At 42.9% G+C, this 25,692-nt stretch carries 25 protein-coding genes; 14 read left to right on the top strand and 11 right to left on the bottom strand.

Going from position 1 to position 25,692, the window contains the following annotated elements; all coding sequences use genetic code 11:
* Positions 1-655: 655 nt before the first annotated feature.
* Both BS614_RS28375 and BS614_RS28370 read right to left on the bottom strand, forming a co-directional pair.
* Entirely contained in the window at positions 656-1,654 is a 999-nt protein-coding gene (locus BS614_RS28375; protein WP_074096371.1) for a hypothetical protein, read from the bottom strand.
* A gap of 48 nt (positions 1,655-1,702) precedes the next feature.
* On the bottom strand, positions 1,703-1,924 hold the full coding sequence (locus BS614_RS28370; RefSeq protein ID WP_244898218.1) for a helix-turn-helix domain-containing protein: 222 nt from the start codon (positions 1,922-1,924) through the stop codon (positions 1,703-1,705).
* A gap of 557 nt (positions 1,925-2,481) precedes the next feature.
* Between BS614_RS28370 and BS614_RS28365 the strand changes: the two genes are divergently transcribed.
* The 5 genes from BS614_RS28365 to rarD all read left to right on the top strand — a co-directional run bounded on the left by BS614_RS28365 (position 2,482) and on the right by rarD (position 6,300).
* Positions 2,482-2,943, top strand: a complete 462-nt coding sequence (locus tag BS614_RS28365) for a hypothetical protein (RefSeq protein WP_074096370.1) — start codon at positions 2,482-2,484, stop codon at positions 2,941-2,943.
* Positions 2,944-3,056: 113 nt separating this feature from the next.
* The gene (locus tag BS614_RS28360; RefSeq protein WP_074096369.1) at positions 3,057-3,698 is read left to right on the top strand and encodes an NAD(P)-dependent oxidoreductase; all 642 of its coding nucleotides are present in this window, start codon (positions 3,057-3,059) and stop codon (positions 3,696-3,698) included.
* A 254-nt stretch (positions 3,699-3,952) separates the two neighbouring features.
* Positions 3,953-4,348, top strand: coding sequence for a hypothetical protein (locus tag BS614_RS28355; RefSeq protein ID WP_157116229.1), 396 nt, complete (start codon positions 3,953-3,955; stop codon positions 4,346-4,348).
* Between the two features lie 344 nt (positions 4,349-4,692).
* Positions 4,693-5,271, top strand: a complete 579-nt coding sequence (locus BS614_RS28345; protein WP_074096367.1) for a hypothetical protein — start codon at positions 4,693-4,695, stop codon at positions 5,269-5,271.
* A 150-nt stretch (positions 5,272-5,421) separates the two neighbouring features.
* A complete protein-coding gene (gene rarD, locus BS614_RS28340; protein ID WP_074096366.1) occupies positions 5,422-6,300 on the top strand; it encodes an EamA family transporter RarD in 879 nt (292 codons plus the stop codon).
* A gap of 543 nt (positions 6,301-6,843) precedes the next feature.
* Here rarD and BS614_RS28330 read toward each other — a convergent pair.
* The 3 genes from BS614_RS28330 to BS614_RS28320 form a co-directional block, all read right to left on the bottom strand.
* Entirely contained in the window at positions 6,844-7,299 is a 456-nt protein-coding gene (locus BS614_RS28330; RefSeq protein ID WP_074096364.1) for a hypothetical protein, read from the bottom strand.
* Between the two features lie 588 nt (positions 7,300-7,887).
* Complete coding sequence (locus BS614_RS28325) at positions 7,888-8,937, bottom strand: glycoside hydrolase family 53 protein (RefSeq protein ID WP_157116227.1); 1,050 nt, start codon at positions 8,935-8,937, stop codon at positions 7,888-7,890.
* A gap of 347 nt (positions 8,938-9,284) precedes the next feature.
* The gene (locus tag BS614_RS28320) at positions 9,285-9,512 is read right to left on the bottom strand and encodes a hypothetical protein (protein WP_017692425.1); all 228 of its coding nucleotides are present in this window, start codon (positions 9,510-9,512) and stop codon (positions 9,285-9,287) included.
* 248 nt (positions 9,513-9,760) lie between these two features.
* Between BS614_RS28320 and ppk1 the strand changes: the two genes are divergently transcribed.
* Positions 9,761-11,842, top strand: a complete 2,082-nt coding sequence (gene ppk1, locus BS614_RS28315) for a polyphosphate kinase 1 (protein WP_074096363.1) — start codon at positions 9,761-9,763, stop codon at positions 11,840-11,842.
* Here the strand turns inward: ppk1 and BS614_RS28310 are convergent.
* Together BS614_RS28310 and BS614_RS28305 are read right to left on the bottom strand one after the other, a co-directional pair.
* Complete coding sequence (locus tag BS614_RS28310; RefSeq protein ID WP_074096362.1) at positions 11,802-13,331, bottom strand: Ppx/GppA phosphatase family protein; 1,530 nt, start codon at positions 13,329-13,331, stop codon at positions 11,802-11,804. The genes ppk1 and BS614_RS28310 overlap by 41 nt on opposite strands.
* 26 nt (positions 13,332-13,357) lie before the next feature.
* Positions 13,358-13,612: a hypothetical protein gene (locus BS614_RS28305; protein WP_017692428.1), complete on the bottom strand. Its 255-nt coding sequence runs from the start codon at positions 13,610-13,612 to the stop codon at positions 13,358-13,360.
* A gap of 237 nt (positions 13,613-13,849) precedes the next feature.
* Between BS614_RS28305 and BS614_RS28300 the strand changes: the two genes are divergently transcribed.
* Entirely contained in the window at positions 13,850-14,509 is a 660-nt protein-coding gene (locus BS614_RS28300) for a YheC/YheD family protein (RefSeq protein WP_036605763.1), read from the top strand.
* Positions 14,510-14,864: 355 nt separating this feature from the next.
* Positions 14,865-15,008 carry a sporulation histidine kinase inhibitor Sda gene (gene sda, locus BS614_RS28295; RefSeq protein WP_017692430.1) on the top strand — a complete coding sequence of 48 codons (144 nt, stop codon included), beginning with the start codon at positions 14,865-14,867 and terminating at the stop codon, positions 15,006-15,008.
* A gap of 21 nt (positions 15,009-15,029) precedes the next feature.
* On the opposite strand, the gene BS614_RS31675 is transcribed toward sda, so the two are convergent.
* Together BS614_RS31675 and BS614_RS28285 are read right to left on the bottom strand one after the other, a co-directional pair.
* Positions 15,030-15,281, bottom strand: coding sequence for a hypothetical protein (locus BS614_RS31675; protein WP_074096361.1), 252 nt, complete (start codon positions 15,279-15,281; stop codon positions 15,030-15,032).
* 76 nt (positions 15,282-15,357) lie between these two features.
* Positions 15,358-16,332 (bottom strand): NAD(P)/FAD-dependent oxidoreductase, encoded by a 975-nt coding sequence (locus tag BS614_RS28285; protein WP_210437008.1) that lies wholly within the window; start codon positions 16,330-16,332, stop codon positions 15,358-15,360.
* 654 nt (positions 16,333-16,986) lie between these two features.
* Between BS614_RS28285 and BS614_RS28275 the strand changes: the two genes are divergently transcribed.
* Positions 16,987-18,180 carry an NAD(P)/FAD-dependent oxidoreductase gene (locus tag BS614_RS28275; RefSeq protein WP_036605766.1) on the top strand — a complete coding sequence of 398 codons (1,194 nt, stop codon included), beginning with the start codon at positions 16,987-16,989 and terminating at the stop codon, positions 18,178-18,180.
* On the top strand, positions 18,177-18,431 hold the full coding sequence (locus BS614_RS28270; protein ID WP_036605767.1) for a hypothetical protein: 255 nt from the start codon (positions 18,177-18,179) through the stop codon (positions 18,429-18,431). Before BS614_RS28275 ends, BS614_RS28270 begins: the two co-directional genes overlap by 4 nt.
* Before the next feature lie 256 nt (positions 18,432-18,687).
* On the opposite strand, the gene hemQ is transcribed toward BS614_RS28270, so the two are convergent.
* Complete coding sequence (gene hemQ / locus BS614_RS28265) at positions 18,688-19,434, bottom strand: hydrogen peroxide-dependent heme synthase (protein WP_036605768.1); 747 nt, start codon at positions 19,432-19,434, stop codon at positions 18,688-18,690.
* 450 nt (positions 19,435-19,884) lie between these two features.
* Between hemQ and BS614_RS28260 the strand changes: the two genes are divergently transcribed.
* The gene (locus BS614_RS28260) at positions 19,885-20,178 is read left to right on the top strand and encodes a YuiB family protein (protein ID WP_017692435.1); all 294 of its coding nucleotides are present in this window, start codon (positions 19,885-19,887) and stop codon (positions 20,176-20,178) included.
* Between the two features lie 384 nt (positions 20,179-20,562).
* A complete protein-coding gene (locus BS614_RS28255) occupies positions 20,563-22,098 on the top strand; it encodes a replication initiation and membrane attachment family protein (RefSeq protein WP_074096359.1) in 1,536 nt (511 codons plus the stop codon).
* A gap of 109 nt (positions 22,099-22,207) precedes the next feature.
* Here BS614_RS28255 and BS614_RS28250 read toward each other — a convergent pair whose 3' ends face one another.
* Positions 22,208-23,026 carry a hypothetical protein gene (locus BS614_RS28250; protein WP_074097031.1) on the bottom strand — a complete coding sequence of 273 codons (819 nt, stop codon included), beginning with the start codon at positions 23,024-23,026 and terminating at the stop codon, positions 22,208-22,210.
* A gap of 254 nt (positions 23,027-23,280) precedes the next feature.
* On the opposite strand from BS614_RS28250, the gene BS614_RS28245 reads away from it, so the two are divergent.
* Both BS614_RS28245 and BS614_RS28240 read left to right on the top strand, forming a co-directional pair.
* Positions 23,281-24,504, top strand: coding sequence for an RNA polymerase sigma factor (locus BS614_RS28245; RefSeq protein WP_074096358.1), 1,224 nt, complete (start codon positions 23,281-23,283; stop codon positions 24,502-24,504).
* Between the two features lie 173 nt (positions 24,505-24,677).
* Positions 24,678-25,343, top strand: coding sequence for a type 1 glutamine amidotransferase family protein (locus tag BS614_RS28240; protein ID WP_074096357.1), 666 nt, complete (start codon positions 24,678-24,680; stop codon positions 25,341-25,343).
* The last annotated feature ends 349 nt before the right edge of the window (positions 25,344-25,692 follow it).

Below are 25,692 nucleotides of genomic sequence, written 5' to 3'. Positions count from 1 at the left end.
AGTAAACCATACTCAAACGAGAATGCATGTTTGATAAACCAAAATGGTTTGTTCTCATTCAATCCTTGGACTGTAGATTTGGAGACATGGATAACAACCCTATACGAGAAACTTTTTAACAATAAAACTATCCCAATTCTATATTGCCAAAGCCAGTAATGTATAAAATACTCATCAAGGATGATTTAAGAGAGCAAATTTTAATTAAATTAAATCGGATGAATATCAATTTATCTAACCTTGTATCCAGATGTAGAAGGGGCCTCTTTGCATGGCAACATGTCACTAAGTATCAAAAGATATATTCTTGATTAAAGATGATTATTACCTACGAATGGGCTACGTATATATGCGCTCTAAATCCGCTTCATACGCGCCGAGTCGCGTTTCATGCGTCCGCTGACATTCGATATCCAACTTTATACTGCGCAAATTTATCAGCGCGGAACTCGTCGGCAGCGACGTGATCGAAGATATTACGGAGGCCAGTGTTGTAGTGAAGGGCGAACTTTATATTCGCGGAGTTAAATATGCGGGATGAGCGCAAAAAAAGACCGGATCATCTCCGGCCCCCTATTAGTATATCTACTAATATTCTACGGTTTATTTTCGTCAGCGCTACATCTCTACGTAATGTGAATGATTATTTGTATCATTAATCGTTCTTTATTTTTGCATGAATATTATTTAATTCTGTACCTAATTCTTTTTGGTAACTTTCTTTTCTATCTTTTTCATAATCTTCCTCTAAAATTACTAAAATCGCTTCTTTAACTGGCTCAAAATATGAGAGACACTCTTCCTCGCTAAGCTCATGTATCCCTTTACTTAATATATTGTATAAAAAGCTGTTGTTAACTAAGAATTGTGGAAGAAGATGACTTACAGCGTTTATTTTATCTTCTATTCTATATTTTTTCACTTCCTGTAACATTGTATCGTTTGATACAAATGCTTTATGCAATTTGTCATATAAAAGTCTTTCGAATACGCGCCTCAGGTAGACATACGCTCCCACGCCGTTACCATGAGATTTTAATCCGATGGCTTTGTTAAACTCTCTACGATTTTCCTTAGTTAATATTTTTTTATAATGATGAGCTTTATTGTCAAATGAATACACTGCGGGGAATTGCCCGATTTTTTCTATATACATATCGGGACTTATACGGAATGTCACTGTAATTTTATGTCTTTTGGAAGCGGTACAGACAAGATGTCTAGTGAATGTATTACTTTCATCAAGATATTTACCGAAAAATTCTCTTATATGTTCTTTAAAATCTTCTTCTGCTGCTCCATTATAGAAATAATCCTCATTGTGACTAGTTGGTCTAGGAAATGAACTTATAATATCATTATCAAATTCTTTGTCTAATTGGATTTTTTCAGAATTTATGTACACTTCTTTTTCACATTCTGGGCAGTAATAATATGTGTTTATTTTTCCTGTTATAAGTTTTTTTAAGAAAGTTATGTCTTTGTTTTGCAAATAGTTAGTCAATGAATAGACATGGATTGGTTCTTCTCCAGGTTCGTCATAAACTGTTTCATAATCATCTTCAAGGGACATTTTTGTATTGATCTTAATTTTTCGGTAGAGAGGCTCCAAAAAAAGAAGATCTTTTGGTTTGGCCTCATATAGTGAAGTCATATGTATGTGCTCCTGTCTTTTAAAATATAGATACATAAGATCAGTATTTTAGCCCCCCCTATTATTTTCCGGTATGTATTCAATCAGATCTCCAGGAAGCACATCCAGCTTTTCGCAAAGTGTGTTTAGCGTTGGAAAGTCGATACGGGCGTTAGCATTAAGTGCTAGGGCCTTTACAGTGTTGCGGTTTATGCCGGTGATCTGAACAATATCCTTTTGCTCAAGTCCGCGCTCTTTCATTATCTTGTCAAGCGAAAAACGAATAGCCACAAAAACCCCTCCGAAATAATGTAGTAAACTAGTTGACAAGATTACCGATCATGAGTATATTGTTAAGTAAGTAATCTAGTTGACTAGATAACATATCAACATTTTATACATAATCGTAACAAAACGTTTCATAATTATCAAGCAACATCGTACTGTTCCGCAACAATCTTGAAAGGAGGAACGTAACAATCGTTACCAACCAGAAGACTGCGACGGACTATTTTTTGTCGAATTTTCCAATATGATGATAACCACCAATACGCGAGTTATATTGACAATGACATCGAGCGTGTTAGCTGTGATGGAGTGGAATACGTGACTACTTATTGGCTTGTCCTAAAAGTCAGGTCCCCCATTTTCATTGATAACATCCGTATATGAACATGATCGAACCAACATCTGAATTATTTTAAAAAGGAGATGCACAATATGAAACTCACCGTTAATAAGCCAGATATTTCATCTAACAACTTGAAATCAAGTCGATATCGTTGGAACTTCATACGTATGCTCAAATTCGTCTATTCGCTTATCATCTTCATGAAAGAATTTGAATCATGAACGGACATGACCGCTTCGAACATGCCTCAGTTGCTATCGCACCATTTGATGATGAGTACTACCATTACGATGGATGTGTTCTAAACAAACGCTACATATTTTTCATCGACGAGAATGTATTATGGCTTCGCGAAGTACAGCCGGACCCGAATGATCCAAGTCAATACATGGATGGAGAGAGTGGAGGGATAGCAATTGGGAATATTGTTAAAGACAATGTGCTTAATCTGACGACCGAGCTTGTTACTCACTTGCGCAGCATGGACGCATTGGATTTCCTGACGAAAATTCTGTTATGTACGCCTGAGCGATGTGACTTTAACTTGCAACTGGACCGTCTTATCTTAGATCAGAACCATCACCCACGTGGACAAACTGTACAGAATGTACTTTTAAAAAAACAAAGTCAAGAGCCCTTTTACTATCACAATAACTCTAACAAAAGAGTTCGCAGCTGAATACGCATTCCTTTTGGAAAGAGAAAAGGTTGACAAACTTAGTTGTAACAACTATAGTTACAATATAAAGTTCAAACATAAACAATATCGATAATTACAAAGGAGAGATCATGATGAACATTGCAATCATTGGTGCAACAGGCAAAGCAGGAAGTGTAATTTTGAAAGAAGCAGCAGACAGAGGGCATAAAGTAACGGCAATCGTTCGTAATGCATCCAAATTGGAAGATAAAAGCCTGAATACGCTGGAGAAAGATGTATTCGATCTTACAGCTGAAGATCTTAAAGCATTCGATGTGGTTATAAATGCATTTGGTGCTCCAGCTGGTAAAGAAAACCTGCATGTGGAAGTAGGACAAGCGTTGATCAACATCCTGAAGGATGCACCAAACACTCGTCTGATCGTGGTGGGTGGAGCAGGAAGCCTGTTCACAGACGAGTCCAAAACATTGCGTGTCTTTGAATCCCCAGGATTCCCTGATGCTTACAAAGCAACTGCAACGAACCAAGGCCAAAACTTGCAGGATCTACAAGCATCCTCAGGTATTCAATGGACATTCTTGAGCCCGGCTGGATTCTTTAATCCAGAAGGCGTACGCACCGGCAAATATCAAGCAGGCAACGACGTTATTCTCGTGAACAGTGAAGGTAACAGTTACATCAGCTATGCAGACTATGCGATTGCTTTGGTTGATGAGATCGAGAATCCACATCACAAAAACGAGCGCTTTACCGTTGTTGGCGAAGTGAAGTAACACTTTCAAATAATAATATGTAATATACAAACGGACGCTGATCTCCAAAGATTGGTGTCCGTTTTTTTTATGTTATCGAAGAGGGATGATCTGCAATAACGTTAGACATTAGATGATTATAGTTCAACTTCCAACTACTCCTTTGAATATATGTTATATTATTCTAAAGATGGGAAGGAAATGTGATTATATGAAAACCATCTTCTCTTCATTGGAATTTCTGCTAGTTCAAAAGTATGAGGGAGTGAACAGTTGTGAAGATGTATTCTAATGGAGTTATACTATTGATCTTTGTGGTTTTTATGATGAATGAATCGAGTGGTTCAGGGTTATCCCAATATCCAAACGTTAAAAATGCGCTGAATCAAATTCACATCTCTTCTCTTTATCCGAAAAATAAGAATGGACAGACATACGGTTCTAACATATATGCGACTTCTCCAGAAACGGAACCTGATTTAATCTTGGCTAGTGGTGTGGATGGTACAGAAGGATATCTGCTGAAAAAAGACTTGGATGGCGAGCAACCAAAAACACCTGAAGAAGCTATTACGATACAGAACAGCAGATCACCAGAAGGTCGTGATATTCCCCTGTATGACAAAGATGGTGAAACCGTAATTGGTGTGTTTCGTGTTGGAGGAGAGTAAAAGTAACCAAAATAGGATCAAATGTGACGCTACCATACATAGACGATTCTTTTCTGAATGGCTTCCTACTACAGGATATGAACAGGTCGACGGAATGGAATTTGAAATTACTGGAGTTAAAGATGGACTGAATTTTGTTGAGCTATGGTTTGCTGTAAGAAAAATATCTTAGTTTTATTTCTTTTAAATTATTCTGGGTGATAACTTAATAAACACAAATGGAGCAACCAACTGTGTCCGATTGGTTGCTTCGTTGTTTATTCACCTAACGGCCAGGGAAAATGCAACATTTTTCCTGTTAAACAGGTCAATAAAGATATACCAATTAACATTATGAGAAGAAGGTGGAAAAACTGAAGCTTCGTATATTCACGTTAATATGTTTTATATCTACCGTGTTTTTTATCTCAAATGCACAAGATGTTAACGCTTTGTCATGTGCTGTATCGGGAAGCCCCCAAGAAGAGTTAGAAATATATGATGGAGCTGTTTATGGTGAAGTAAAGCAAGTAAAGGTCGACTTGAAGCAAGAGGGATTTACGGGGACCAAAGAGAAAATTAGATATATTTTAGTGGAAGTTGAGAGGAGTTGGAATACTGAAGTTGACTCTCAACTAATTATTGCAACTAACTTCACATGGGGATTTGATTTCAAGGAAGGTAACAAATACTTAATATACTTTAGCGAAGTGGATGGTGAATTAAGTAGTAGTCCGTGCAGTTCAACCATCGAAATGAACAATATTAATCAAGCAACTGAATTATTCGGGGAAGGCTTTCCACCAAAACAACAAGTAAACTTAGAACACAAAATGTGGTTTATGTTTGAGCAAGATATGGATTTGTTTATTGTAGGTGTGGTCGTATTTGCGGCGATCTTTACCTTCATCATGAGAGTAAGAAAGAAAAAGCACAAAGTATAATTTGGTAGCGCTAAACGGGGAGTTTTGCTCAAAGAAAAAGTCATTTGAACTAGGGATGGATTCCTGTATGACCTATTACCCCCTTTACTTAAACGAGGATCGAGGCGTATAATCCGTTGAGATATCAGAGCAATAAGAGGGGATACAGTTATGAATAGTGGATTAATCAACGCGATCATTGCGTATATCATGTGGGGAGTTCTCCCGCTGTATTGGAAGTTGTTTGAAAATGTACCGGCAGGCGAGATTTTATCGCACCGGGTTGTCTGGTCATTTGTCTTTATGGGGATTTTCGTTGCCGTCCAACGTCGTTGGAGTGACATGAAGCGCATTCTGACCAGTCGTTCGACCCTGCTGTCCCTTACCGCGAGTGGGCTGCTAATTGCTATTAATTGGCTTATCTTCATCTGGGCGGTTAACAACGGTCATGTCGTTGAGACAAGTCTGGGCTATTATTTAAACCCGTTGCTGAACGTGTTACTGGCAGTTGTCTTCCTTCATGAAAAGCCAAACCGTGGACAATGGCTCGCGATTGCCATCGCTGGTGTCGCGGTGCTTATCATCGCTATCGACTACGGACGTTTCCCATGGGTTGCAATCTCACTGGCCGTGTCATTTGGCTTGTACGGTCTGGCAAAGAAGAAGATCAAACAAGACGCTTCAGTGGGGTTATTTTCGGAGACAGCTGTAGTTCTGCCCGTCGCACTCGGCTACTGGATCTACTTGGCCGTTGTAGGAAAAGCAACAGCATGGACGCTGCCTGCACCGATGTTCTTCGAACTGCTGCTTTCCGGCGTGGTGACGGCGCTGCCGCTGCTGTTCTTTGCACGGGCGGCTGCTCGAATGTCATTGTCCACACTAGGCTTCGTACAGTATATTGGGCCGACAATCATGCTGATCCTGAGTGTGTTTGTGTTCAAGGAAACGGTCTCGCCAGTTCTGCTCGTTGGTTTCGCACTCATCTGGACAGCGCTCATCGTATACGCTACCGCATCGATACGTGCTACGAGACTCGCTAAGGTAAGCTGAACAGAGGTATCTGGTATCGCCATAATTGCCCTTTCTGCCAATGAGGTGGAGAGGGCAATTTTTGTTTGTGGGGGAGTGATAGGTCGATAAAAACTAAAAAGGAAGGCTGATCAACGTTATGGTAAAATACAGGAGTAGTAATCAAAAATAGTAACCAAAAAGAGTAATAGAAAAACGAGGAGGCGACAGATATATGATGGTTAATAACAGTTACCGCAAACGTGATCCATTCTTTGTAAAGAAGGCTGTAGTTCAGATACTATTTCAGTTTGCAGTTTCAGCGATAATCGGTAGTATATATGGTTTCATGATGGTCAACGAGACGATAGGTGGATATATTAATAAACTATTACCGAGCACGGATGGTCCGGATCTTCATTTATATCTGCCCGTTGTGATAACAGTGTTCATCTACTCGTGTTTAATTCAAAAGAGACAACGGATTTTACTTGAAAAAATCTCATTTAGTTGTCTCCATATTTTGGTTGCCCTGCTAGGCTGTATTTCTTCAGTTGTTGTGTTACTGGTGATCTAAACCAAATCCTACGTATCTACACCTTCAGCACCATCAACTGCATCAATGAAACCGACAGCGAGTGTTGTTACCGCAGCAGCAGCTAAAAGATTCTTGGCACCAAGCTTGACTCTGTCCTTATCTTCCTCTTTCATGCCCACAACAACATCTTTACCGCTGTTATATACATACTTGGCTGATATCGCTACACCTTTTGCAGTATTGGTTACAGCACCTCCAATATCGGCAAGCCCCGCGTCTATGGCGGTATCATCTTTTCGAATTGCACCACTGGCAAGATCATATGTACCACTAGCCAGTTGTCCAACGGTTTTGCCTGTATTAATCGTAGCTTTCTCTACGCCGTTTCCGATTTCTTTGATAAAGGGGCTTCCCGCGATTTCACCAACAACCCTCACGCTGCCGCCCAACACTTTTCCGGTAACTTCCCCAGCTAACTGACCGATCCCTTTTAAAAAACTCATCCTTATGCCTCCTCTCCAATTAGAAGTTGATCCTATGTGTTATCTCAATAAACTTATTATATTCATATGTAAGCCAAAAGAACATCAGTCTCCAGCCCGAGTGATGAACCCCTCCTCGATTGATTGCGACACGCTTTAGGAGTGCCCGATCAGGAGCAGCAAGGTAGTGGAGGGGGCGGAATCGATTCTGAAGAAGCGGAGCGGTCGCCTTTATCCCCGGATTTTCCCCTTATCAGGGGAATTCATAAAATCTGGGGATAACAGCGATCATAAGAACGATCCGCCCCCGAGCGCCCAGCACGCTGTCCGCAAACACACAAAAGGCGCTACTCCCACCAGGAATAGCGCCTTCCGCTCTTCATTACCCTAATAACTTGCCTACACACGGTTTTAGAAGTGTCTCAAGGAGCAGCAACGTAGTGGAGGGGGCGGAATCGATTCTGAAGAAGCGGAGCGTTCGCCTTTATCCCCGGATTTTCCCCCAATAAGGGGAATTCATAAAAATCTGGGGATAACAGCGATCATAAGAACGATCCGACCCCGGAACGCCCACCACTGCTCCCACCAATACACTTCTACCCACCGTACCTAGTCAATAAATCCTTCCATGACAACAGTTGGCATCATATTCGACTGCCAAGCGCCCTTACCATATCCACTGTTATAACCTGGTGTAGCCTGAGGCTCCCAGTAGAATACACCTTTACCTTTGCCATTTGGCAGATTGCGGATTTGGTTTTTCATCGCGGCAACAAAACTTTTACCAGCGGCTGCCTGGTTATTGTCCATGCCAATTTCGGAGATGATGATCTCTTTGCCATAACGGTTGATCATATCCTTTGCGTTGTTTACCGTATTTGTCACAGCGGTGTTCCAGCCGGAAGCTGAAGGATAGAGAGACATGGCAATCATGTCAAAGTTAGCTCCGTTATTAATCAGACCACCAATGTTCCATACATAGAGGGCGTTATCATCTCCACCTGCCAGATGCACAATGGTTTTGGTACCGCTGCTCAGGGATTTCACTGCGTTATGGCCTGTATTCACCAGCCACGCATAGTTTTTCATGTTGGTGGATGCTTTACCATCTTCCCATAACATGCCGTTGCTTGTTTCATTACCGATCTGTACCCAGTCCGGGGTAACGCCTTTGCTTTGCATCGCCGTCATAACTTCACGAGTGTGGTTCCATACCGCATCCATGAGCTGTTGGAACGTATAGTTTTTCCAGGCAGCTGGTTTGGTTTGTTGACCAGGGTCTGCCCAGGAATCGCTGTAGTGCAGGGTAAGCATTACACTCATGCCAGCATTCTTGGCACGTTGTGCGAGTGCAGCCGCACGATCCTTATTCATGTAACCGTTCCCATAATCATTCGAAGGATTAACGAATACCCGAATGCGAACGGAGTTGATTTGATAGTCTTTTTTCAAAATATCAATGATGTCGCGCTGTACGCCGTTTTTATCTTTCCATTTGTAGCCTTGAGCTTCCATTCCGGGAACCCAACTGATGTCGGCTCCTTTGGCGAAACTTGGTGCTGCGCTAGCATGCTGACCTGCGGGCAACATGATGGAGGTGAATAACAAAACAAAAGCCAACATGATGGATATCTTGAAACCCCTTACATTTTTGAACATTACAAGATGCCTCCTCGGATTTAGGTTGAGTTGCATCTTCATTATAGCCATCCTGGTTTGCTCTACTAAAGGGTCTATTTCCAATATTTTGGGTGTTTTCTCAACCTCTCTACAGAAAATGAGAAAACAAAAAGCCGTCCGAAGACGGCTTTTCTACCCGTGGCGCTTTTTGAAACATTGATCCGTATCCCGCGCCTCCACCAGACTCTTTTAATTTGAGCTAGTGGATCGGGTAAGGGACACGTTCAACATGACATTAGAAATGTTGACGCACCTCCTTTCCTTGTGGCAAGAGTATACAACACCTTGTTTCGGAAAGCTAGTCTTTTTTTCGTATTTAAGCCAAATTATTTTTCAGTCTGGAACATCGTGATATCTCGTGCATAATGGCTCTTGGTTCCGTCATTGTTTCGAATGCGCACGCTGTCTTCACTGATCCGCTCCACAATGCCACAACCGACCTCGCAATAGACGCCAGCCGGGTCTTCCTGCCATGCGCTTACCATACATTGGGATAGTGCAGCCGTGAAAAACTCTATATTTTTTTGTAATGTTCTAGGTTTGTTGGATTTCATTATATACTCCTTTGATCAACTATATTTGGAATGAGAACAAGCAACCGGACCAAATCACACTGTACTTCACTTTACTCTGTCTATTGACCTTTGTAAAGGGATGGAAAAAGTTGCGCCCATGAGGTATCATTTACATAAATTTTACGTAGCGTTTACACTGCGCTGACGCTTGATGTTGATTACGAATAGTACAATTATAGGAGAACTTCTAACCAAGAATAGATATGCAACACATTCGGAGGCCATACATGCATAGAGACGTCAAAACAGGTAACTACGTTAATCGTGATTTGAGTTGGGTTGAATTTAATCGGCGCGTACTTCAGGAGGCCCAGGATCCAACAACGCCTCTGCTGGAACGCATGAGATTTCTCGGCATTGTCGCTAGTAATCTGGACGAGTTCGTCAGTGTAAGGGTGGCAGAGACAAAAGAGAAGATCAAAGCCGGATTCACGCAAAAAGATTTTACAGGATACACGCCTGCAGGGTTGTACCGCAGATTGATTAAACGAACCGGGACCATGGTCGCCGAACAGTATAAAACGTATCGTGAACTCATTCGTCTACTCGCCAAGAAAGGCGTGAACATTCAGGAATATACAGATCTTAATGTGACACAGCAGCGCGCAATGGACCAGTACTTTCATGAAATTATTTTTCCGGTACTCACACCGATGGCGATTGACCAGAGTCGTCCGTTCCCACTGGTACACAACAAGTCTGTCTATCTGTCCGTGATGTTACAGAAGGAAGGGGAGCAAGAGGGCGAGCCGTTTATGGCTATTGTTCAGGTACCTTCCAATCTGCCGCGGGTAGTTCAGGCTCCCATTCGGGCGAATAGCAAAAAGAAAACATTCATACTGATTGAAGATCTTATCAAACATCATATCCATACGCTCTTCAGCGGATATATCTCGCTTGCTGCACAGGAATTCAGAGTGACCCGTAATGCGGATCTGTTCATTAATGAAGAAGAAGCGGAAGATCTGCTTGAGGCTATTGAAAAAGAATTGCGACGCAGACGCCGCGGGGCTCCTGTACGACTGGAAGTTTGTAAGGATTTTCGTCCGGATGCCTTATTGGAATTGCAGGATGAATTTGATATTCAGGACCCGGTATACGAAATTGATGGACCACTTGATTTGAGTTTTCTGGCTGGATTCGTGGACAGTCTGGAAAGTTTCTCGCATCTGAAGTACAGTCCGGTGAAACCTGTGTATCCACTGGAGTTCCTACCCAGAGAAAGTCATTTTGAGCTGCTGCGCAAACGCGATGTACTGGTGCATCATCCATACGAATCGTTTGAACCAGTCACTGATTTTATATTGGAGGCTTCGGAAGATCCAAGAGTTCTGGCCATCAAGATGACATTATATCGGGTCAATGGCGATTCACGCCTTATTCCGGCACTTGCACTTGCAGCTGAGAGTGGTAAGCAGGTCACGGTGGTGGTGGAACTGAAAGCACGGTTTGATGAAGAGCGCAACATTGCTTGGGCGCGTAAGCTGGAGAAAGCCGGTTGTCACGTGGTTTATGGACTGGTTGGACTGAAGACCCATGCCAAAATCATTCTTGTTGTACGCAGGGAACAGCAGGGGCTGAGACGTTATGTTCATGTAGGAACCGGTAACTATAATGAGAGTACAGCCAAAGTGTATACGGACGTGGGACTGTTCACCTCTAATCCAATTATTGGGGAAGATGCATCCGAATTGTTCAATGAGATTACCGGATACTCCGGTCCGAAGGCATTGCAGGCGTTCCGTGTAGCTCCGGATGGTATGAAGGATGAGTTGTTTGCACTGATTCGTAGAGAAACAGAGCACGCGCTGAAAGGCAAACCTTCCAGAATCATTGCCAAGATCAACTCCTTATCCCATCAGGAAATGATTGATGAATTGTACGAGGCTTCTCAAGCCGGCGTGCAGATCGATCTGATTGTGCGTGGTGTATGTTGTCTGCGTCCGGGGGTAGAGGGGCTCAGTGAGAATATTCGGGTCATTAGCATTGTGGATCGTTTTCTGGAGCATTCACGGTTGTTTTATTTTGAAAATAGCGGCAACCCGGATGTATTCATCTCCAGTGCAGACTGGATGACACGTAACCTGAATCGAAGAATTGAACTGATGTGTCCCGTATTTGATCCAGAGCTGAAGAAAATGCTAGTGGATATCCTTAATCTGTCCCTTATGGATAATGTCAAAGCGAGACAACTTATGCCTGGTGGCAATTATGTATTTGTAGAAAATGAAAAGCCCCCGCTGAGAAGTCAGACGGAGGCCATGGGTATTATCCCTTGGAAGCCTGCTGAATGGAGTGCGTTAACGTAACTCCCCAGGCTTCCTTCAGATCCTTGACGGCCTCTTCCAGGCCATCAAGTTCCAGTAACGGCTCAGCTGTACAGGTGAATTGCACCTTCAGCGAGTCGTTTTCTTTTGTTGCTTTGATCGCAGCGATGCTCTCGGATCGATTGATGGCTTCAGCTACGCGGAGCAGAGAGCCTAAACGATGAGCATGCCGCTCATCCGAGTTTTTCAGAATGTCCCGGTGCTTATTCAGCAGCTGGGGCGTTCTTTTTTTGGGATGATAATCAGCTGCACTGGCACTTAGAATGGTCTCCCGATGAGAAAGTCCATAAATGCTTGAATTCATGATCCAATAGGCCGAGTGCTGTGTATAACGGAAATAGTTAATCTGTTTACCAGCCATGTGCAGCATGGAGGATGCATACAGGATTCGGGCATCTGCTTGATCAGGAGGGGTACCTTGTAATGCTGTATACAGGGTAACCATATCCTGATGAATCCGTTGCAGACGATTCTCTGGAATAGGTGGACCAAAATGGATAAAGTTGCGGATACTGTCCTTCAGCGCGTCTGGAACGACCGGCTGCCCTCCAGCCATGTAATCACGCAACAACCCGTCTCGTAGACCCGCGCCACTAACCACATAACGATCTCCCTGTATTATCTGGAAGACAGTTCGTAGGATCAGTACGCCGGGCACAATGATGTCAGCGCGATCTTTGGCGAGCCCAGGTACCTTTTTGCGCTGTGCCGAGGTGAGATGTGGCAAGGAGCGAGCGATGTTCTCCATCGCTTCCTCACTGATCTCATAATGATGGCTGACAGGCAAAGAATACTGGGTGCGCTTCTGTTCCACTTTGGCGAGTGTACGCATTGTGCCGCCAAGTCCGATGAGTGGCAGACCAGGATGCTCACGAATCCAATTCTGTCCACGGAGAGCCTCAGTGACTTCGTTGCATAATGCATTTGCATTCTCCTCAGTCCACTGATCTTCGCCCCCGTAACGGGCATGTGAATTCACAGCACCAATAGGGAGGGAGATGCTATGTAACCTTTTCCGATCCCGAAAGACCGTGATCTCTGTGCTGCCGCCTCCAATATCCACGACGTAACCGTCTGCCAGATCAATGGATTGAGTGACACCAAGGAACCCATAATAGGCCTCCCGATCTCCCGATACACATTCAATGGTAAGCCCCGTCTCGGTCTCCAGCCATTCAATAATCTCCAGGACATTGCTTGCATTACGAATAGCTGCGGTAGCTGCTGCGCGAATCAGTTTGGTCTGATACGCTTCACAGGTCGCTTTGAATTGACTCAAGATGGTGATGGCTTTATCCAGAGAATGGCGCAGAATGGTTCCATCGGACTCAACAACGCTGCTCAGACGAGCGGCGTATTTGTCTTCATGAATGATGCGATAGGCTTCGTCCTGGTCCAGTTCATAGATAACCAGACGAATGGAGTTCGAGCCGATATCAATAATTCCTAAGGTTTCATTAGTACGTGTCATAAGCATCTCCTTCTACAGAGGTTCAACTACCCGAAGTGAAGAAGGGCAGCCATGGCTTCCGGTGAACCCGGCGGTGTGGCAGAGAAGGGCGTAGTTAACATAACAACAATGATAAAGACGATGAAACAGGCAAATATAAGACAACTCACGGCAAAGCCGCGATTACGCTTTTGCATAAACAGTCGAATACCTGTGACAAAGAGAAGTACCGTAACAGCTACCAGAACGATCGACATTGCAAAATAGGCTACGCCATAAAGTGATTTGAAAAATGCTTCCATTTGTTCTTAACGCTCCTTAGATCCTCATATTTAAGCCCTTCCAAGCCATTCCTTAGTAGCATACGACAGATTGACTTGTTTGAAAAGTAAACCGGGCGCGTGTTCCCGTTTCCGCCATCACCCTGGGACAGGTTACATGGAAAAGGGGCCTTTGCCGTGGACAGACATCCAAGAAAGCAAGGCTTCTGTTGAGTATGTATAAGGAAGGACTATTGTTTCAAGGAAGGAGATCAACCCATGTCGAGACAACTTGCAAGCAAATGGCGGAAGACAGCGGCTCTGATGAAATACCCGGTAGCTGCTGTCCATATCCCACAGACCAAGGCATTCAACTCGGGTAATCTGCTGCAAATGCTCAGTCGTTATGGAATGGTGTATGTCAAACCTATTGTAGGAGGCGGAGGTTACGGTGTTATCCGGGTATCGGCCAGCGGTGGGGCTTATCGATACACCCATATGAAAACAACCCGTTCTTTCGCCAGTTTCAGCCAGATGTATCGCTCTCTGGTGCGTGTAAAGGCTAGACGCAAGTACTTGATCCAGCAAGGCATTCATCTGGCAACAATTCAAGGGAGACCTGTTGATTACAGAGTCAAAGTTGTCAAAACCCAACGAGGCTGGGTATTCCGTTCCTTAGTAGGACGACTCGCTCGTCCCGGACTCTGTGTGACGAATCTGAGCAAGGGTGGCACCATGTTATCAGGAAGGCGAGCTCTTGGTTTATCCCTGCCACATATATCCGGTCGGCACAAACGCCGGGAGATGCGTTCCCTTACAATGACATGTACGTACATTATGGAAAGTCAGTTCCCTGGTGTAGGTCAGCTTGGATTTGATTATGGACTGGATTATTCAGGCAAGATCTGGATTCTGGAAGTGAATACCAGACCCCAATAGAAAATGAATGGGAAAACTCAAGAAAATTCAAGAAAAACCGATAATATATAAAAGAAAACGGTATGAAAACCGTTTGAAATTTTACATTACCGGGTAATTTACTCGCAACAAGTCTTGAAACTATGAATTTATTCCGAAAAAAATACGCTGATAAACGTTCTGACAGTAGTACAAACTCCCTGTGCATAAATATTGTCCACACTATACACGTTGATTACTCTACATTTTTTCCATTTATCAACAAACTATGCACAGGATTTCCACATATCGTTGTGGATAACAAGAACGCTTGTTCTCTATATAAATCTCTGATATGATAGTTTTGAGGAAAAAAAAGGAAAGGTTGTGGCGGGAAATGGCTATGTTATCCGATGAGATGTTGTTGGATTCCTACCATAAAGCGATTGAGTTGAATCTCGAAAGAGATTTCATCGCACTGCTGTTGGCAGAAATCCATAAGCGCAAACTGGGTACCGACGTATCTGCCATTCTTCACTAGAGATCCTCATTGCAGGCAATGTTACAGGTTTCCGGACAAGTCCCATAGTGAGACTGGCCATGGCGTGCTCGTCTGACAATGGTGACAGTACATCACATGATTGCAAACGTTTTCGACTTCGTCTGCCGTGTCAGAGGAAGGTTGGAATACGTAGGGGCTGTATGGTCCGGTGTAATCATCCAATTTGCCGCATTCTAACAGTCCCTGAAGGCAGTGGGGGCAAGCCTGCTCCGGTACAACCAGACCGTTACACAGCGGGCATATATAAGACAAGGGTATCCCTCCTGATATGGATTCACTCAGGAGTAAGATACCCTTTTTTGTATCAATATATGTTATTTCAGCAAAACTAGCGTTTCATGTTACTGCTGTGTCCTGGGGACAACTTGGCATCCGGATCGAAGTATACCTTCGCATTGTTGACGGCTGTTGGAGCTTCGCCGAATCCGACAGCGATCAGCTTCAGTTTACCCGGATATGTTGTGATATCTCCGGCAGCGAAGATTCCTGGAATAGATGTTTCCATGCGGGAATCAACAACGATGGAGTTGCTATCAATTTCGATACCCCACTCGGCAATCGGTCCGAGAGAAGAGACAAATCCGAAGTTAACGATCACGTCATCTACTTCGATTTCCTGAGTTTCTTTGGTTTTCACATGAGAAAGGGTTACCTTGGTAATCGTGTCATCCCCATGAAGTTCCGTGATTTCGGTCGGTGTAACGACATTCACCTTGGAATTCATCAGGTTTTCGACACTGTGCTCATGTGCACGGAACTTGTCCCGGCGATGGATCAGTGTCACTTGCTCAGCGATAGGCTCCAGCATGAGTGCCCAGTCTACCGCGGAGTCACCGCCGCCACTGATCAGTACTTTTTTGCCAGCGAAGGCATTCAGATCACTGATGAAGTAGTGCAGGTTGCTCTTCTCGAACTTGGCAGCACCTTCAAGCTCCAGGCGACGTGGTTCGAATGCACCTACACCAGCTGTAATAATGACGGCTTTGGCATGATATTCATTCTCATCCGTCTTCACGACGAAATGTTGCTCATCCTTTTTCTCCACCGATACAACCTTTTCTTCAAGGCGGATGTTCGGGTTAAAATGACTCATTTGCTCAACCAGGTTATTCACCAGTTCCTGAGCTGTTACTTTCGGGAATCCGGCTACATCATAGATGTATTTCTCCGGGTAAAGAGCGGCAAGCTGTCCGCCAAGCTGTGGCATACTTTCAACCAGTGTAACGGATGCCTGACGCATCCCACCATAAAACGCGGCGAACAGACCCGCAGGGCCTCCACCGATAATAAGTAAATCAGTCATATCATGACTGGAATTTTGTGCAGTCAAGAATCAACAACACCTTTCATATTTTAATAGGTAGTTAACAGAAAGAATGTGCAGGCTACGTATCGTAACCGGCATTGGTGCTGAACTGTCTTTCCTATTATAAACGGTGTATTCAGGGTTGCAAAGTTAGCGGCGTCACGAAACTGGGAACAATTGATGAAGATCAGATGAGAATAGGATGAAATTGGAAATGAAAGGTTATGAAAAATAACAAAAAAAACCTTGATCTTTACTAGAAATACAGATATCCTTGACCTGTACTATGTGTTTTTTTGTCTAATTTAGAGTCAATATGTAATATGAAGACAGATCCCGTGTTTTGTAGAATCTTGTGGTTAATTTCACAACTTGAAACGATAACTTGCGTGCAAACGTATCAATTTCATAAACCCTTTAGTTGCTTCAATCAAGTCTAGATATAGATCAAAACGGTTCGATATGTCGATATCTAGTTTCATAAAATCCATTTTTAGTGAGTTATGAAATTGATGCAAACGTTTAAATAAATTCGCGAAGTTAACATTTGTCGTCATAATGGGCAAGACCTCATCAATATTTGTAAGTATGTGCATTTTGCATCTCACCCAAGATCGGGCTGATGCAAGTGAAACCGGAAGGGGTATAGACATGAGCAGTATTCCCAAAATCGTCATCCTCGGCGCGGGCTATGGCGGGATTCTGACAGCCCAGCGGCTGCAGAAGGAATTGAACTATAACGAGGCCGATGTCACATTGGTGAACCGGCATGATTATCATTATATTACTACACATCTACATATGCCGGCAGCCGGCACGGATACCATTGAGCATGCAAGAGTCCCTATTTCGAAGCTGATTGATGAGTTCAAGATTGATCTGGTCAAGTCTTCCGTGAAGGAGATTCGTCTGCAGGATCGAAAGATTATTCTGGAGGATGGCACGTTATCCTATGATTATCTGATTATTGGACTAGGCGGTGAGCCTGAGACCTTCGGCATTCCGGGGATGCTCGATCACGCCATGACGATCCGCAGCATTAACTCGGTCAGACTGATTCGAGAACACATCGAATATCAATTTGCGATGTACAAAAACGATAACAAACGAAATCGTATTCGGTTTGTCGTAGGTGGAGCGGGTTTCAGTGGCGTTGAATTCGTAGCTGAACTTGCAGATCGCATTCCACAGCTGTGCAAGGAGTTCGACGTGAATCCGAAACACGTGCATATCTACAATGTAGAGGCAGCACCTTCGGCTTTGCCTGGATTTGATCCAGAACTGGTAGAGCATGCGATGAATGTGCTCAAGAAGAAGGGCGTTACTTTCAAAATTGGTGTTCCAATCAAGCAATGTCTCCCGGACGGGGTTATTGTGGGTGAGGGTGAAAAGCTCGATGCGGCTACAGTCGTATGGACCGGCGGCATTCGCGGTAACTCATTGCTTGAACAGGCAGGTCTTGAAGTGATGCGAGGACGTGTGAAAGTAGATGATTATCTGCGTGCCCCTGGACATGAGCATGTTTATGTCATTGGTGATAATTCACTTGTGTTCAACGCGGAAGGGCGGCCTTATCCGCCAACAGCCCAGATTGCGATGCAGCAGGGTGTGAACTGCGCCAAGAACGTCGTGGCATCCATTCGCAAGAAACAGCCACAACCTTTTGTATTTACGAGCAAAGGCACGGTTGCATCACTGGGTAAAGGTGAAGCTATTGCCGTTGTAGGCGGCAAGAAATACAAAGGCTGGAAAGCGGCTCAGCTGAAGAAGCTGGTTGATCTGCGTTATCTGTTCATCATTGGTGGTATTCCGCTAGTCCTGAAGAAAGGGCGGTTTTTTGGATGAGACATTGCAGTGTTCAGGTCCGGGGACTATTAACGCGTGAAGAGCTGGATCGATACAACGCCCTGATGCAGGTCGGTGGTTATCTCGAGGAACAGGATCAATATGATCTGGCCTACATCGTGCAGAAAGAAGTGGATATTCTCATTATGCCTGCGATTGAGCGGCTTAAAGAGAAGGGTCGTGACCGTGACCGGGCCACAGCCGAATTCCTCGAATCGCTGAAAGCGGTAGATGATGAGGACGAGGATTAGAGACATAACCTTCCAATCGCTGTTATCCCCAGATTTTTTTGATTCCCTTTTGTTAAAGGGAAAATCCGGTGATAAAGGCGAACGCTTCGCTTTTTCAGTTTTTTTCTGTCCTTTCCGTTTTTGTGTAAATAAATAGTTCAAACAATATAGATCTAAATCAAGCTTGAGGTATTAGAATATTGATAGATAATAAAGCACCGCAGACAGTATCCTTTACAGGAGATGTCGCGGTGCTTTATTGTGCTTTGTGCTATTTCTACAGCTTAAGCATGTCTTCCAGTGTTCCTTCGTTCAACAGACTTCCCACATAGAACGAACCGAATTCGCCATAACGGGCGCTAACTTCATCGAAACGCATCTCATAGACAAGTTTCTTGAACTGAAGTGCGTCATCCGCAAATAGCGTAACGCCCCATTCCCAATCGTCGAAACCGACAGAGCCGGTAATGATCTGTTTTACTTTACCCGCATAGCTGCGGCCAATCATGCCGTGACTACGCATCATGGTGCGACGCTCGTCCATGGACAGCATGTACCAGTTGTCATTCAGCTCACGTTTTTTGTTCATCGGATAGAAGCAGATGTATTGTCGTTGTGGCAGAACAGGTTTCAGACGGGCGATAATATCCGGATTCTGCATCGGGTCTTCGCCTTCTTTGCCAAGGTAGTTGCTCAGTTCCACTACACTAACGTAGGAATACGACTTAGTTGTGTACTGGGCAAACATCGTTTTGTTAAACGCGTTCTCAACAGCCTTCAGATCTTCCAGCGTTTCACGCAGGTGCATCATGACGAGGTCTGCTTTTTGACCTACAACCGTATATACAACGGTACTTCCTTTGGATGAATCCTCGACTTCTTTCCATTCTTTCCAGAATTCCTGAAGCTCGTCCAGTGCTACAGCGCGTTCTTCATCATCTGCTGCTTTCCAGGCGGCCCAGTTAATCGAGCGAAAATCATGCAGGGCGTACCAGCCCTCCAGTGTTGATGCGGCTTCGTTCATTGGTTGTGTTCCTCCTGCAAGGTATATTTCCAAATCCCTATAAGAGGTTGTTCAAAAAGTCCGCTTTTGATTACGAATCATGCCTGGTGGCATCATCAACATCAAATATGGCATTCAGCCGAAATAAGTGGATGCTTACGAAGTATGTTTCCTTCGGAAACATTGTAGTTGCTCACGTAGCTCTATCTACGCTCCGCTGCTCCATTTCTAACTTCATTCCATCTTCTCGGTACTGAAAACCAGTCTTTTTGAACACGCACTATAAGGGACGGGTGATTGCTTTATCGTTTACATTGTATCCCAACATGAAGCAGAAGGGCAAATGAACAGAGTATAAATATAGGGAAATTTGTCCAGAAAGTTCGTTGCTTCGCCACATTTTTTGCGGTACACTAACTACTATCCAGAAGTGAAACCTGAATGTGTGAAAGAAGAGGTGAATGTCGCCCGATGCAATTTATACCTGTGTTGGTATTGATGGTATTATTTTTCGTTATGATGTTTGGTATCGGTTTCATTCTGAACATGCTGATGAAGACAACCTGGTTTCCTTCCTATCTGTTCATTATTGTAATTTTGCCTGTCGTCGTGTACTCTCTATGGGATCATTCGTCATCTCTGATGTCACATCTGGGTTCTTTCCAGCTTGTAGACTATATGACGGGCATCGCTGGACTGGCTGGTGCGGTAATCAGTGGCTGGACGATCCAGAAGTTGCGTTTGGGTGGGTACAGAATGTTTTAGATTGTTGGAAAGAGGTAGAACATGCCACTGTAATCGCGTGAAAGTCTTGTCTTTGTCGTAAACGCTTACGAGTACAAAGGGAAGGCTTTTTTGCTATTCATTTATATTAGAAGGATTATTGTACAGTTGTACTTCATATACATCTGGAGAACATTCTCTTCAGATATTCCCTTGTATTCTGCGGCTAGAGCTTTTATAGTATTCTAGCGGCTCTCGACATTTTTATTTTAGAAATTGCTGAATTCGGCGAAAACGTGAATGATGTCGACCTAGGATGAAACGGAGCGAGAACAGGCCATCTTTTTACCTGTTTTTGAGCATTTGAGGATCAGACATTTATGATAGAATAGATAAACATACTTTTGGGGAGAAGGAGATCAGGCTATGCGCATGAAGAATCTGCACCATTATACTGAACATCATCGCTACTGCGTATACAGGGAGTTTGGACTTAGCGCCCTGGATGACCGTATGCTTACAGGAGCATATCAGCCCATGGTAGGTGCTTTTGCGGTTGGCTTGTATCGGCTGTTGTTTCAGCATCTTCCCGGTGAACAGGTCGGTTATTCGCCGCTTGAACAGCAACGGAGGCTGTTCATGACGCTTGGCTTGGAGCCAAGTGAGAAGGGGCGCAAATATATGTTAGAGCAGACATCCAAGCTTGAGGCAGTGGGGCTACTTCAGACTTCACGGTTATATATACCGGAAAATGATGATTACATCTACGAATATGAGCTGCAACCGCCGCTCTCTCCGGCAGAGTTTTTCCGGACACAGCATTTGACACTGCTGCTTCGTGACAAGATAGGCAAATTCGCCGTCCTTTCCCTGCGTTCGGGTTTCTCGGCAGTGGAAAATGGGGACGCACCTTATCCGGCAGCCAATAAAGAGAATATTTCCGTTCCCTTTTACGATATATTTGAATTGAATACCCATGTGATTGATTACGAGTTGGAGCAGGCTTTGTCGGAAGTATCAACTACGGCTCAGCGGACAGGCACGAATGATGCAGCGGAAGAAAACAGTTTGAACTATGCCGACATTATTTTGCGTTTCCCGCGGGAGTCGGTCAATCGTCGTCATGTGGAACAATTGCGATTCGATCATGAACAACTGGGCATTGTAAATTATGTAGTGAACAAGTTTAATCTCAGTGTGCAGGATGTATGCCGACTCCTGGACGAAGATGATATCTTCAGCCCACAGGGCCAGCTGATTCTGGATGATCTTCAGCATAAGGCGAGCATGCAGTTCAGGCAGACCAAGAAGCGCCATGAGCAACAGACTGTACAGGCAGCCAAGGTCGTGGCACTGAGACAGCATATGGAGGAGCCTGAACGGAAAGAGGACTCTGGTGAACCACCTGTTGAGCATGGAGTGCAGATGGAATATTACGTCGAAGTACCTCCGCAATTTATGACCAAGTGTGATATTCATCAATACAATATGATGTTGCGGAATGAGCCGTATACGCGTCTGCTGCAGACGTTCTTCCCAGGTGCAGTACCAGACAATCTGATCGATATATTTGAGAAAATTGATCTGAGCTACAAGTTGCCTGGTGAAGTCATCAATGTATTGATTCATTATTTGATGGCATTGCTTGTATCCGGCGGAGAGCAGCGGATTAACCGTAACTTTGTTGAGGCAATCGCCTCCAACATGCTGCTTAAACAGGTAAACTCATATGAGAAAGCTGTTCAATATATTCGTGATCAGGCCAAGGTCAAAGGCAAACAGGCTGCTGGTGCAGCTGGAACCCGTACCCGTACATACGGCAAAGGAACCAAAGCCAAGCCCGAAATTCCGATTGTACAAGACATAAGCACCGATGGGGATGCCGTATCTGAGGAAGAGTTCGAAGAGATGATGAGATTTGCCCAGCAGATGCAGGCGAGTAAACAAAAAGGAACTTCTTAAATATTTATTATATAGCAAAAAGGCGAGTCCCCCGATTAATGGAGACTCGCCTTTTTGCTATATAAGTTGAACTGAAGAAACGTATTTTACGTTTAATCCATTTTTTTTATTATTTTGTAGGATATTTATCTAATTTAAACCACTGCTGAAATTCTTTTTTTGTGATTTTTTTTACAGGCTTAACTTTTTTGCTTTCTGTATCGTATCTGAAAAGAATCCATTGATCTGAAGGATACTCACTAATATAATCAATACTTTTTCCGTTCTTATGCCATAATATTAGACCTGTACTAATATAGTTGGTTGCCCGAGGGAGATAAACAACACTGTCTTTCTTAGTGTCGTATATTGCTAATGTGCTTTTATCCGTACTTCCATAAGAAAATGCAATGATGTCTTCTTTTGGTGACCAATTATATGATGAAATGGTTTCTACATTTTGTTTACCTGCTTTTTCAAGACGTTCGTTTATAATCGTGTACTTTCCTGTTTTAAGGTTCATGAGAATGAGGTTGCTGCCAGCACTTTTTTCTACTTGGATAGTAATCCATTCATTCGATGGAGATTCAGCAACACTAGTGATATCCAATAATTTAACTTCAAAATCTCCCGTTTGTAGGGTGTGCTTTTCTTTACCATGAGTAACTACAATGGTGTCAATGATGTTTTGCTCAAAATCAGCTGCAACATCTAGCTTTAAGGTGTTCGCGGTTATCGTGATGTCGTCACCTCTCCAGACAATTTTGTTTGAGCCTTTTGTTTTTTCAAACTTAGATATACTCTGGTATGTCGAAGAGTTCACAGATGTTGAGTTAGCAACAATATGTGCTATTTTATCTGAAGTATGAAGTGAAGATGATGCAGTTGATAACGTGCCTAAGCTACCTAAAACAATGACGCTTGATAATAAAACATTAGTGTATTTCATTATTATCTCTCCTTCATTTTGGGAAGGCGGGTACATGATGTGATTCCCTCCCGAACTATTCCAATCTTTGCTTATCATTATAAATTTGTAAAGATATGAAATCATAGAGATGATATGAAGTGAGATTTCAAAAAGGTGATTAGTCCTGTAAGTAACAAACCTGAAAGATTGAATACATATTTATTTTATATTTATGTGGCCTTCTGACTCTCTCTGGTGTCTAATTCATTGTAAATCAAGAGGAGGTTCTTACCATGTCAGGAGCTCATGACACAAAACCTGTTTATCCGGATAAACAGGAAAGTATCACTAACTTTGAAAACACTTATGAGCTGTATCGTCAAAGAATTTGCAACTACTTTTCCCTGAAATTGAACCCGATGGTTGCAGATGATTTGACTCAACAGGTGTTTTTAAAAGCAGTCGAGAATCTTCACCGATTCCAAGGGAAATCAAATTTATTCACGTGGATATTCAAGATTGCTCAGAATACAGTGAAAAACGAATATCGAAGATTATCGCGAAAAAAAGAAACGCCGTTTGATTTTACGGGATATGAATCACAGTCGATCTCCCTTGAATTTACGAAGTATGTTGATTTTCGAATTGATATCGGAGTTGCGCTGAAAAAGTTAAATGAAACCGACCAGGAAATCATTGCATTACGCTTTTTTGTGGACTGTACATTGCTTGAAATTTCTAAGATTGTAGGGATGCGTGAGAGTGCAGTCAAGAACAGACTCTATAGAGCTTTGGAAAAACTTAAAAAGGAACTGAAAGAATGGGGAGGCGTTACGATCATGTCTATTCAAGATTTGATTTCAATTGTTAATAAGGGTGAAAACGAGGGATTGAACAATACGCCTAATAAAGTACACCATGATTTGTTCAATGAACTAAGTGATCATATTGAACGAATCTCGTTAAAGTACAATTATCATCCATCGCGAAAAGTAACGATTGAAGTATATCCTGATATGCCATCGTTTCACCAAGCGGTCGGAGAGGCAGATGCTCCGAATTGGTTCATGGGTACCTATGAAGGGAGTATTCTTAAAATTGTATCTCCATTAAATCCAGGACCGGAGCATACCTATCAATCGATTCTTAAAGGTACGGTTCACTTGTTCACCATGTGGCTAATAAGTGAAATCAATCCGAAGGCTCCGAAATGGATAAGGCAAGGAATTGGTGGATATGAAGCCAAGGGGATGACTCAGGACTTTATTGAAGGTTCAACAGAAGAGTCTATTCACAATTTAGAGATCCCAACGTTCGAACAATTAGATAATGATACCTGGGAATTCGAAACGATGAAGGGTTTTCAGTTTTCGTTCCTATTTGTGGAGTTTGTTGTTCAACAATATGGAATAGACCAGTTAAACAAATTGATCCGTAACCCCCAGGATTTTAATGGTATCTTTCAATGTTCCGAGAAGGAATTGCATCAGAAGATGGTAGAGTTTATAAGTAAATGACTTATACAAAAATGTATGTTGCCCGGGGGAAGAACCGGGCTCTTTTTAACGTGGTTATAGCTATGGTAAATGCACTATCAATAAATTGGGTTATTTTGTATAATGTATATAAAAAGAGGTTGTCTATGAATCCTATGGATGAACGTAAAGAATACATATGGAGGTAATCAAGTTTGAAAACTCACTACTATTTCAGTTGGTTTAATCATTTCTTTCCTGAGAAGCTGGTCCATTATTTGCAGGAGGATATACAAGAGAGAAAATCGCTTGTTATGATTAGTGCTGATCCGTCTGGTTATACAGATGAGCAAATTAACATGGATGATATTTCTGAATGGACCTGGTTGAATCAGGCTAACATTATTTTTGATGAATATCATTTCATTGATTACCGCATGCAGAAAGAAGATGCTCAGCGATTCATTCAGAACGCTTCTGTCATTTTTTTATGCGGTGGATATCCTGTTCTGCAGAACGATTTTTTGTTGGATTATGAATTATCGAATGCGATTAAGAATAGCAATGCCGTTATCCTGGGGGCCAGCGCCGGTGCGTTAAACATGGCTGCAAAATGGTTAAGCTTGAATAACACTGATGAAGTTGAAACAAGTATTATTTATGATGGTATTGGCTTTGATCATTTTGCCTACGAATCTCATTCTCAACGCGATTACGCCACGTTTGTTCAAGGCTACCTGTTCCCCTTGTCTGAAGAGATTGATGTTTATGCGGCAGAACAGGAGAGCGCTATACGTGTAAAGGACGGAAAAATAGAAACAATGGGTCCTGTATATTTAATTTCCCACTCAAAGATTCAGAAGTTGGTTGAGACGCTCTAATTAGGGTGAGTGGCTGTGACCTTACATAAGTAATTCCTTTTGATGTATAAAATCAAGGCTAACAGGCGAATCATCTCAGGTCTCCTTTCTATGATTAGAATACTGTTTGTAAACAGATGCAATCTTAATATCCCTAGGACTTATAGTCGGCAGGGTATCGAAGTGATCAGTTGCTTATTTCAACTAGTGGACTGACAATAGGGATCGTTGCCAAAATGCTAACGATTCTTATTGGTATAGCTTTATAGAAAGTAGAGAACAGGAAAATTATATTAGGATGATGAGCTCCTTATTAAGCTAGCGGGCAGATTAGCTTAGCCATACAAGAAAAAATTAGCATTATGGGAGA

The sequence above is a fragment of the Paenibacillus xylanexedens genome, assembly GCF_001908275.1.
Lineage (GTDB): Bacteria > Bacillota > Bacilli > Paenibacillales > Paenibacillaceae > Paenibacillus > Paenibacillus xylanexedens_A.
The sequence above is the reverse complement of the archived record's forward strand: the minus strand, read 5'-3'. Positions and strand labels throughout refer to the sequence as shown.